2 protein-coding genes are annotated in these 10696 nt (G+C 39.1%); both read right to left on the bottom strand.

What is annotated here, in order from left to right; translation table 11 throughout:
• Positions 1-8035, bottom strand: an 8035-nt coding sequence (locus tag ABXZ32_RS12790) for a malectin domain-containing carbohydrate-binding protein (RefSeq protein ID WP_354619070.1), incomplete at its 3' end; no start/stop codon positions are given.
• Between the two features lie 275 nt (positions 8036-8310).
• Positions 8311-10665 carry a GumC family protein gene (locus tag ABXZ32_RS12785; RefSeq protein ID WP_354619069.1) on the bottom strand — a complete coding sequence of 785 codons (2355 nt, stop codon included), beginning with the start codon at positions 10663-10665 and terminating at the stop codon, positions 8311-8313.
• Positions 10666-10696: the final 31 nt, after the last annotated feature.

Here is a 10696-nt window from a genome sequence, read left to right as displayed (position 1 = left end):
TGAAGACTACCGTCAATGGTGCATCCCCACTGGAAACATCAGAGGTTGCAATGGCCACTGGTGCCTCGTTTGTTGGGTCGTTCACCTGAATCGTTATAGTGGTCGTGCCCGTATTCCCATCAGCGTCGGTAACAGTTAAACTAACATCATAGGATCCAACAGTTGTAAAAATATGGATAGGGTCTGCTTGGGAGGAGGTATTACCATCCTTGAAATCCCAAGCATAACTTACAATGCCTATATCGTCTGTGGAATCACTTCCTGTAAAACTAACTTCTAAGGGTACATCTCCACTTAATGGAATGGCATTGGCTACAGCCAAAGGATTTCCTACCTCCCCTATTATCCATTGAAAATCGATCGTTGAAGATCCTGCAGGATTTGCATCATCTTCCACAACTACTTGCACATTGTATGGGCTATTGTCAGCGGCTCCATTAGTGCCTTGAGATATCGGTGATTCTGGTGCTGCTGTTAATTGAGCCTTAGTATAGGCTGGTCCATCAAGCTTATACAACGCCATTTTATCAATAGCGTGTCCAGCAGAACGCTCGGACACTTCCATTTGATAAGTTCCTGGGTTGACAAAATAAACGTAAATATTATGCGCATCATTATCACTTGTATATGCTTGCCAATCATAAACTTGTGAGGCGCCACCACTTCTATATATTTTTAAAAATCCATTACTTGAGCTTCCTTCTGGCGTAGTTGCAGGTGTAACTCTAGAACTACCCCCTGGGAATACGATATTCGTTTGACTTCCCTGTAAGTTTGATATTAAACTAGCTTCATTCGCTGGTGTACCTTTAAATCCAAAAAACCATACATCATTATTATTTGGAAAACGGAGCCAATTGTCATTTTCATCGGTTGGACTACCGCCACTATAAAAGCTTCTCCAATTAAAACGGTACACCCCTGGGGTTGTAATATTTATATCATAGGTCAAGGTCCCTCCATTCTGATTACTAAAATGATTAGAGCCTGCGATGATTCCAGTTGCTCCACCTAAAGTTGTTATACTCCAGGTAGGGTCTAATGTTGCAGATTCCGCTTCTATCACAACCAAACCATTCTCTTCCTGAAAAGCTCCATTTCCTGTACCTCCTTCTGATACCGTTCCTGAAATAAGCCCTGTTATTGGATCGATAGTAAGGGTTGGTGGCAGGCCTGTGGCACTATAGCTTAGGTTGCTACTAGCATCATTGGCTACGATCTGTAGAGCAACGGAATCCCCTTCATTATTATATTGAGTACCAGGATTGTTGACCACAGGTGCCGTATTATCCGTTGTCAATTGAATTTCTAAGGTTGAGGTAGTTCCATAATTTATGGTAAGCGTTGCGCTTCTACCAGTTCCTGTTCCGGTCAGTCCAACAGTGATTGTATGTTGACCTTGTGCAGCGATTAAAAAGTTTGTCAAATTTCCCGCATCAATACTGAAATCGGCAGCATCCGGTCCAGAAAGTTCCATGGAACGTATAAAAATACCAATATTACCATCTTCAGCATTTAATATGATGTCCCTTTGTGACGCTTCCGAAATATCAACAAGGGATGGAGCAATCAATGCACTGGCAAGACTGGCAACACCTGTTGCATTATCTGCTCCCAGATACTCCATATTCTTCTGATTGCCGCCGGCAAGGTTAGGTGAACCACCTAATATATAGACCCCATCTCCAGAAACGATGGCTTGTGTCCCGTGTCTTTCGTTATTGAGATCAGCCAAACGGGTCCAAGTACCGTTAACTGGATTATACTGTTCAGTAATCTTTAAGGCATCAGTTGTATTTACACCATACACATCTTGGTTCTGAACTTCTCCACCTATCACCAAAAGTTTATTATTAATATTGGCTACAGCAGCACCCCCACGAGGCGTTGGCAAGTTTTGGCCTGTAGGTAGGGTGCTCCATGTTCCACTAGCAAAATCATATACATCTACTTCCGGTATGGTTTGGTTAAACACATTATTTGGAAATGCCGATAAACGTCCTCCGGCGATATAAAGTTTATTATTAATGACAGAAGCAAAGAAATGATCTCTTGCTCTTGGCGCATCACCTAATGGCGTCCAAACTCCCGTTGCAGGATCGTATTCATCAAACCAAGGAATATATCCCGGGTTGTGTCCATTAGTGTTTCCAGCAATGATGTAGAATTTATTATTGTGCACCACCAAACCAGTTGAACCACGTTTTCTTCCTGCAGGTATTTCGGGTCCCTGTATCCATTCATTCGTAGAAGGATCAAAAGCCCATATGAAATCTGTGGGAACTTCATTCGGGTAGTTATTACTTTTAAATGCTCCAATAACCCAAATCAATCCTTGATATTCTGTTGCTTGAAAGTGATTGAATTCAAAAGGCGCAGAATCCTGTAGAGAGGTCCATGTATTGTTATTGTAATCATAGATATCAATGGTTTTGGCATTTTCACGACCTCCCATTAAATAGAATTTATTCCCAGCCTGTACAAAAGAATTCTCATGTCTAGCGGTATAATTCTCATCCTCATCTTTATTTATCCATTGATACCCTATTGTCCAATTAAAGCTTACACTTACTGCCTGTGAACCTGGTTTGGTCACCACAACGGTAACCTGATGAATTCCATCGCCATTTGGCCCTCCTTCAGAGGCATCGGCAGTAATTGTTCCAAATATTTGACCATTGGTAGGTTCTATATTAATTCCAGATGGTTGTCCACTAATGCTGTAAGTGAAATTTGCATTAGGATCACCCCCACTGGCTCCAACTGAAATGGTACTGGATTCTCCCACTTGATTATCCTGATCGGCAATAGGATCAATAAAAATTGGTGGGTATAAAGAGTTGTCTACCCTAATTTCAATAGCATTTACAAGTGGGTTTTCCACTTCATGTAAAAATCTAATATTAAGGTTACCATCTTGCACAGAAACTGGAAAAGAGAGCATTCCTCCTGCCTGATGTCCAAACTCTGATATCAAATCCAAATCATCTCTAACGATAGTCCCTTCCAATTCAATATCAAAAATTCGATCTCCCACTGTATTTGTTCCAGCAAAACTATTGCCTAAATAAATATTCACTTCGTAATTTCCATTGAGCAATGGTATCACAAATTCCATCTCGTCCCCGCTTGGAGTGTCGTATCGTTCTTGGGCAAATAAAGCGTTAAATGTAGATTGGTCTATATAAGCAGGAATACTAGCATCCCTATTGGCATATTGCAAGTTCGCATTTAAAATAATACCTGTATTCACTGAGTAATTATTACTTGTAAAATTACCCGAAGTACTATTGTCTTCCCAATTTGTATCTCCATCTGTTGATACTACCAACGCACCTGCTGCATTTATCCTATAAGTATTAAAGCTGGATACAGTCCAAATAAACTGTGTCTGTACATCTTGAGAACCTGTTTTACTTGCACTTACTGTAACATTATATATTCCATCACCATTAGGTCCTTCTAAAGCAGCTGTTGCTGGTAAGGTCCCTGTAATTAATCCGGTAGATGTATTTATACTGATTCCTTGTGGCTGACCTGTTAAAGCATACGACACACTTTCATTGGGATCCCCTCCGGTAGTACTTGTAGAAACCGACACTGTTTGGCCCACAACATTGGATTGATCTGCTATCGGGGTAATTTCAAAATCAACTACCTCTCCCGTAGAACTTAAAATCTCTATCGCATTAATTAATGGATTCTCTACTACATGACCGAAACCAATATTTAGAAGGCCATCTGTCAATACTATTTCGAAACTTAACATTCCCCCTGAAGCATGACCAAACTCAGCAATTAAATCCAAATTGTCCTTTACTACGGCATTTTCTATTAGCACATCAAAAACTCGTTGGCCAATTTGACTTGTACCAGAAAAACTATTTCCTAAATATAGGTTCACCTTATAATTCCCATTCTCCAACGGAATCTGATATTCCATCTCTGGACCACTGGCAATATCATATCGTTCCTGTGCAAAAAGGGCGTTAAATACAGATTGAGAAATATATGTAGGTATAGAGGCGTGTCTATTTGTGTATTGAAGCCCCGAAGTGGTAATTATTCCTGTATTCACAGAGTAGTTTTCTGAGGAAGAAGCCCCAGAAACATTATTGGACTCCCAATTGGTTTCTCCGTCGGTGGCAACCACCAGATTACCTCCCGAATTTATTCTATAACTTGAGAAGGGAGTAACAGTCCACGTAAATTGGGTCTGCACATCAGAGGATCCATTTTTACTTGCAATTACGGTGACCATATGAATCCCATCACTGTTAGGCCCGCCAGTAATTCCGCTTGCATCTGCTATTCCAGATATTATTCCAGTAGCGCTATCTATTGACAAGCCTGAGGGTTGACCAGATATACTATAAACCACTGGCTCATTTGAATCACCTCCGTAAGCATTGACCTCTACAGAAACTGATTTTCCGACAACAGTTACTTGATCCTTTACGGGGAAAATCCCAAATGCAATGTCTTTATTGGACACATCCAAAATTTCAATCGCATTGACCAAGGGATTATCTTTATTCAATTGATGTAAAAATTCGAGGTTCAGGGTTCCATCAGAAACAGGCACAATAAAGGAAAGCATTCCTCCTACTTGATGGCCAAATTCACTGATCAGATCAATATTTTCTTGAACTGCTACACCTTCCATATGAACATCGAAAATACGTTGTCCAACAGAACTGGTACCAGAAAAACTATTCCCCATATATAAATTCACTTGGTAAAGTCCGTTCCCTATTGGAAAAGTGAATAGCATTTCGGGATCTGCAGCTACATCAAATCTTTCATTTTGAAATAGAGAATTAAAGGTAGTTTCAGTGATATAACTAGGAATAGAAATATCCCTGTTGGCGTACACTAAATTCCCCGTTGTAATAGACCCCGTGTTCACTGTATATGACTGTCCCGTGTAAGCTCCCGTCGTACCATTAAATTCCCAATTAGGGTTTCCATCATTTGCCGTAACTTCTGCACCTCCTGCATTGACACGAGTCACCACCACAATGTCCGTTAACACGGCTGTCAGCGAAACGGTTAAAGGAGAATTTACACCTGTATGTGTAATGATAATATTGGCAGATTTAGCTCCTACGGTGCCATCAGGAAAAAAGTTTATGGGCAAAGTCTTACTTCCTCCTGCACCAACGCTTAGGGGCAGATTGGTTGTATTGGTAAAAAGGGCTGCATCTGGGCCTGTAAAAGTTATATTGGTGACTTGAATGCTACCCGTTGCTGGTGCGCCTTCATTTTTAAGTACTGGTATCAATTGTACTTGGCCAGAATCTGAAGCCAAAGTTCCAAAATCCAGAGGATCAGGAGTCATTGTAAGATTAGCAGGACCATTTTCTGTGATATTAATAAAATCCCAGGTTGCAGTAAACTCATCACCGGGTCCCGAGGAGGTTGAAATCAACCCAACAGCCAATCCTTTTGAATCATTGGCGTCCAAAAAGCTTAATGGTAAATTAATTGGAGTCCCTAACGCAACAATAGTTTCCCCTCCGTCCATAGAGTAATAGGGTTGAGCTGTATTGGAAGCAGGATCCACACTAAAATAAATATCAGCAGATGATGCTTGTATTAGACCTGGAGCATCAAAGGTATTCTGTGATGTTACTGTTCCTGCATCCTCCAGTAATACTTCAAAACCATCAATGCCATCCCCATTAACCGTACCATCCATCAGCGTGATTTTCAGATAGTTGTCTTGATCACCATTTCCTATATAAATTCCATAGGACTGAAAGTCTGTTGGAGGAATTCCAGAGAAAGGGGTTTCAATTTTTGCATGTACCGTAAATGGAGCTGAATTAGCATCAACATTTACACCAAATTGAAATCCATTATTTTGTGTATTGGTACTACCAAGGGCATCACCTTCGTCAACACCATCAATGGTAGCCTTTCCTCCAGCTCCACCAAAGGATAGATTTTCCGGATCAAACTGGTTTAAATAATCTGTTGCTCCTGCAGGATCTAACATTAACCCTGTAAAACCGAGTCCAAAGAGCCCTGTCCCAGGATCATTGTTCCAAAAAGGATAACTTACAGGTAAATTTAAACCAGTTCCATTCGTTGCATCTATTGCAAAGGCATCAGCCACATCTAAAATACCATCATTATCATCGTCAGGGTCATTCAAATCTGATATAAAATCTCCATCATTATCCGTGGGCTTGCTTCCTCCGGAACAAATATTGGTTCCGTTGTCAATTTCATCCTGATTGGTATATCCATCAGAATCGTTATCTGCCAAGGGATCATAGCCCGCATCACCTGGTTGTGGACAGGCCCCAAAATCCGTGGGTTCAAAAACAGTTATATTATCTCCACCATAAGTTGCCGCCCATATCGTTCCTGGAAATGGATCATTGTCCCCTTGTGCAATTATATCCAATGGGATAGAACCAAAACCATTTAAAAAAGTATTGTTTTTAGCTAAAAGAGCATCTCCAGCTGCATTTAGCTCATACCTATTAATATTCCCATTAAAAGATGCCGTTAATAGATCTCCCAACATGGCGCCTCCAAAATTACTCGCTGTATATTCACACATCCCATTGGTGGAAGAATTTACAATGTCCAATATATTAACCTTGGGGCTGGAAATGGCAGCAGCCAAGTTTTCACCTTGTCTTGGATCATCGGGAAAGTCGGTGATAGAAAAACTCGAATTAAAGTATCCTGTTACCCCATTTAGAAGGGTTCCGAAATTAAATGAATTCTCCACAACCCAGGAGGAACCATTGTATTTATGAGTAATTACACCAGCTCTAGAGGGAAAGGCCCTTAAAGGGACGGTATGTCCTCCATAATAGGTGCCGTTGGCATCATTTATATTTCCCACAAAGTGCAAAGCATCCCCATGACCGGTACTTCCGGATTCATTAAAATCATTGGTCACATAATCCCCATTTTCAGGATTATAAGTGGTTGTTGATTGGTCCCCTTTTTTATTACCGGCACTGGTATATATTACAGGAAGTCCACCCCAAGTTGTGTTGGGACCATTATCTCCGGAATAAATCCTACCATCTGCAGTAATTACAACATCATAGGCATTACGATACCCAGGAGAAAAAATCTGCACAGGCCCTCCTGGCTCTGTAAATGCCTGGTTAAGACCATCATTACCTCCAAAAGGATCACCTATATCAATAGTTGCATTATATAAAGGATGCCCAGACGGATAAGGAAAATTAGGACTGGTATTTGTAATATCAGCCTTAGTAGGGTCGTTTAACGTAGGGAGATCATAAATGTATTTGGTAGATCCCTGTCTAGTATCAACGTATGGTCCACCATTGGCAGCTTCCATTTGCTCCAATTGAGTTAAATTTACTATAAGCAAAGCTCCCGATAAATAAGTTTCCGAGGTACCGGCAAAATTATTACTTGGCGCACCTCTATTTGCGTTACCTCCCTGTTGCAGCAACAAATAGGTATTACCATTTAATTGGAACATATCCATTCCATTGGTTGAGTGATTCTCCTCACAACGCGGCAAACCACGAACCAGATCTACCTTATCCCAAGTACTACCGTTCCATGTCAATCTGGAAAGAACTCCCGAATTGGTATCAAGATTTACATCACCCGTTGATGGGCCTCCTCCAATTCTAGAATCTGATGAACTGACATATAAGATTGGTTGGGTAGCAGTTCCTGCTGTCATAATACCTGTTACCTGTCTTGTATTAGCAGTATTTACAGTACCGTCATCGTTATGATTAGGCACACCTGTTTTAATTATATTTATAGTGGCAGTATTGGTGATATTATATGTGCCACTTCCTGCAGGGGCATTATCCCTTGCTACTGTATATTCAAGGATGGTACCATCTTGTTGAGACACAAAAAGATTTCCATTGGGCCCAAAATCCAGTGAGGTTGGGTTGGCTAGGTTTTCCCCTATAAGACCGGAGGCATTAAAACTTTGTGCCAACGTATTTGAAGTTGTAAGCAACAACAGAATAATTAATATACTATTCCAACCATTAAAGTAATTTTTATTCATAATTCCCTGGTATATAGCGTTATCCATTTTTTTGTCAAGAAAAATTTCTCACTAAATACAAAGATATTGCAATAGCGGTTAACATACGATCATAGGATTTAAAACTCGTTTAAATAGGTAGGATTCTCGTTAAAATACCCAATAAGAAATCCCTCCAAAATATAGATTTTATACTATATTCTGGAGGGATCAATGTATGTGAACCTAAAATTTAAAGGTTATAGTAAAAAATAAAACGCCTGAAACAACAATTTGAATCCTTCAAAAAGTAGGGTTTATATTTTCCACCACTTTTTAAGGCTTTTGCCATAACCATACCCATACTTACCACCATAGCCCAAGTTAGAAGCTTTAACGTCATTGACAACAAAACAAAGGCCCTTTATTTTACCTTCTTCTTGAAGTTTTAAAGGAAATTCTATAGCCTTTTCTTCGGTAACTCCTGCTCTGGTAACATAGATCAAATGATTGGCATATTCGCTGATCAACAAGGTGTCTGAAACAACCATCAAAGGAGCGGTATCAACAATTACATAGTCATAATCTTCAGAAACTCTGGAAAAAAGCTCTTTTAAACGGGTACTCATAAGTAATTCTGAAGGGTTTGGAGGAATTTTACCTGAATAAATAACATCAATTGTGTTTTTATACACCAACATGGGATTTATGATGTCTGGTATGGATACTGTTTCATCAAACAAAAATTCTGTAAGTCCCAAATCTCTTTTTTGCTTATCTTTTTTAAGACTATCTATCTCGTTTGATGTAAAAAAGGAATACAACTTAGGGTTTCGAATATCTGCCCCTACCAGCAAAACTTTTTTATTGGTACTGGCCAATATCATGGATAAGTTAGAAGACAAGAAGGTCTTTCCTTCACCAGGCACACTAGAAGTAATAAAAATGATGTTATTATTTCCAGATTGGGCTCTTTTTGTCTTAATCAAATAATCCAAATTGGTTCTAATTATACGCAAAGACTCTGCTAAAATTGATCGATCCTCCTTAATAACAAGTTTTTGATCTTTCTTGGATAATTTAGGAAGCTCCCCAAGAACAGGAATTTCCTTGGCCTTTTTTTCCAAACTATGCATATTATGCACTTTATTATCCAATAGATCCCTCACATAGATGATAGAGAAGGGAATCAAAAAACCTAGAAAGAATGATGCTAAGTAGACAATGTTTTTTCTAGGTGAAACAGGATACTCACTCGAATTATATGCAAAATCGACAACTTTGGACTTAGGAGCTGATGAGGCAACCGCAATTTGGGATTCTTCCCTCTTTTGCAATAGATACAGATATAAGGATTCCGTTGTCTGTTGCTTTCTTGTTATGTCCCGTAATGCCCTCTCGTTTTTAGGAGCAGAATAAATTTTTGAATTAAAAATAGCTTGTTGGCTGCTCAGGGTATTCACCTGCATCCCCAAGTTATTCACAGTACTCTTTAAACTGGATTGCATACTTTGTTTCAATCCTTTGATTTGTTGGTCCAAATTTACAATAACCGGGTTTTTTTCATTGGAACTCTTCAACAATCTATTTCGTTCCATTACCATCTCATTGTACTTGGCAGTGGTACTATTCACAGTAGGATCAGAAAGCCCCAAGTTGGAGGGGAGAACCTCGAAACGATCCTGCTGCTCCACAATATCCATCATTGATGCGGCAATATTCAACTCTGTCCTGACATTTGCCAATTCTTGCTGATTAACAACGCCTACATTAAGGTTAATATTAGCTTCAGAAGCAATATCAGTAACTCCTCTATCCGTTTTAAAATCTTCTGCCGACTGGTCTACACTGGATAAATTTGTGGAAATATCTGCGATTCTATCATTAATAAACTCAGAAGTACGGTCTGCTATGATTTTTTTATCCTCTATAGCGTTTCTGTTATATATCCTTATCAAGCCATCAACTATATCTCTAGCTTTTTCTTTAATGGGATCTTCCAATGAAATATTAAGTATGTTGGAAAATTCATCCGCAACTGCTACATTAATTTTTTTCCGATAACCATTTGCCACTAAAAAAATGGGGTTAACTGAAACCTTCATTCTTTTATTCGTAAACCCTTCAAAATTTTCACCATTTGGGGTTATGATCATATCGCCTACGGGTGAAGGTATATTTTTCCCAAAACCCAATACTCTTTCCGGTTCATCTTCTTCCAAACTATAACCAAAGGTAGTTGGAGATGTTATTGTAATATAAAAGCTAAAATTCGAATTATAAAACGTTGAATCTGGAATAATAAAATTCAGTTTTATTGGTGGATTATTATATAACTCTGAGTTTCTAATATTACCCAAAAGCTCCACTTTTGTGTTTAAACCCAATTCCTTCACCACTTCAATAAAATTGGACCTGGAATTTAAAAGTTCAATTTCATCATGTACATTATTCTTACCTCCAGAGAATATATCCAATTCCTGGAACAAATCAATTCCAGAGCCTGAATTCTTATCCTCAAGAATTTGTATTTTGGCTACAGCCTCATACTCGGGAACTTGATACCTTAAATGAACATAAGCAAAGGCAATAGCAACTATTATAGATAGAACAAACCATTTCCAATGTTTGGTATAGGTCTGTAAAATTTCATTCAAATCATATTTTTCCATACTATTATGTCGGGACGTAAAGGTTATTAGG

It is taken from the genome of Sediminicola luteus, from assembly GCF_040566555.1.
GTDB lineage: Bacteria > Bacteroidota > Bacteroidia > Flavobacteriales > Flavobacteriaceae > Sediminicola.
The sequence above is the reverse complement of the archived record's forward strand: the minus strand, read 5'-3'. Positions and strand labels throughout refer to the sequence as shown.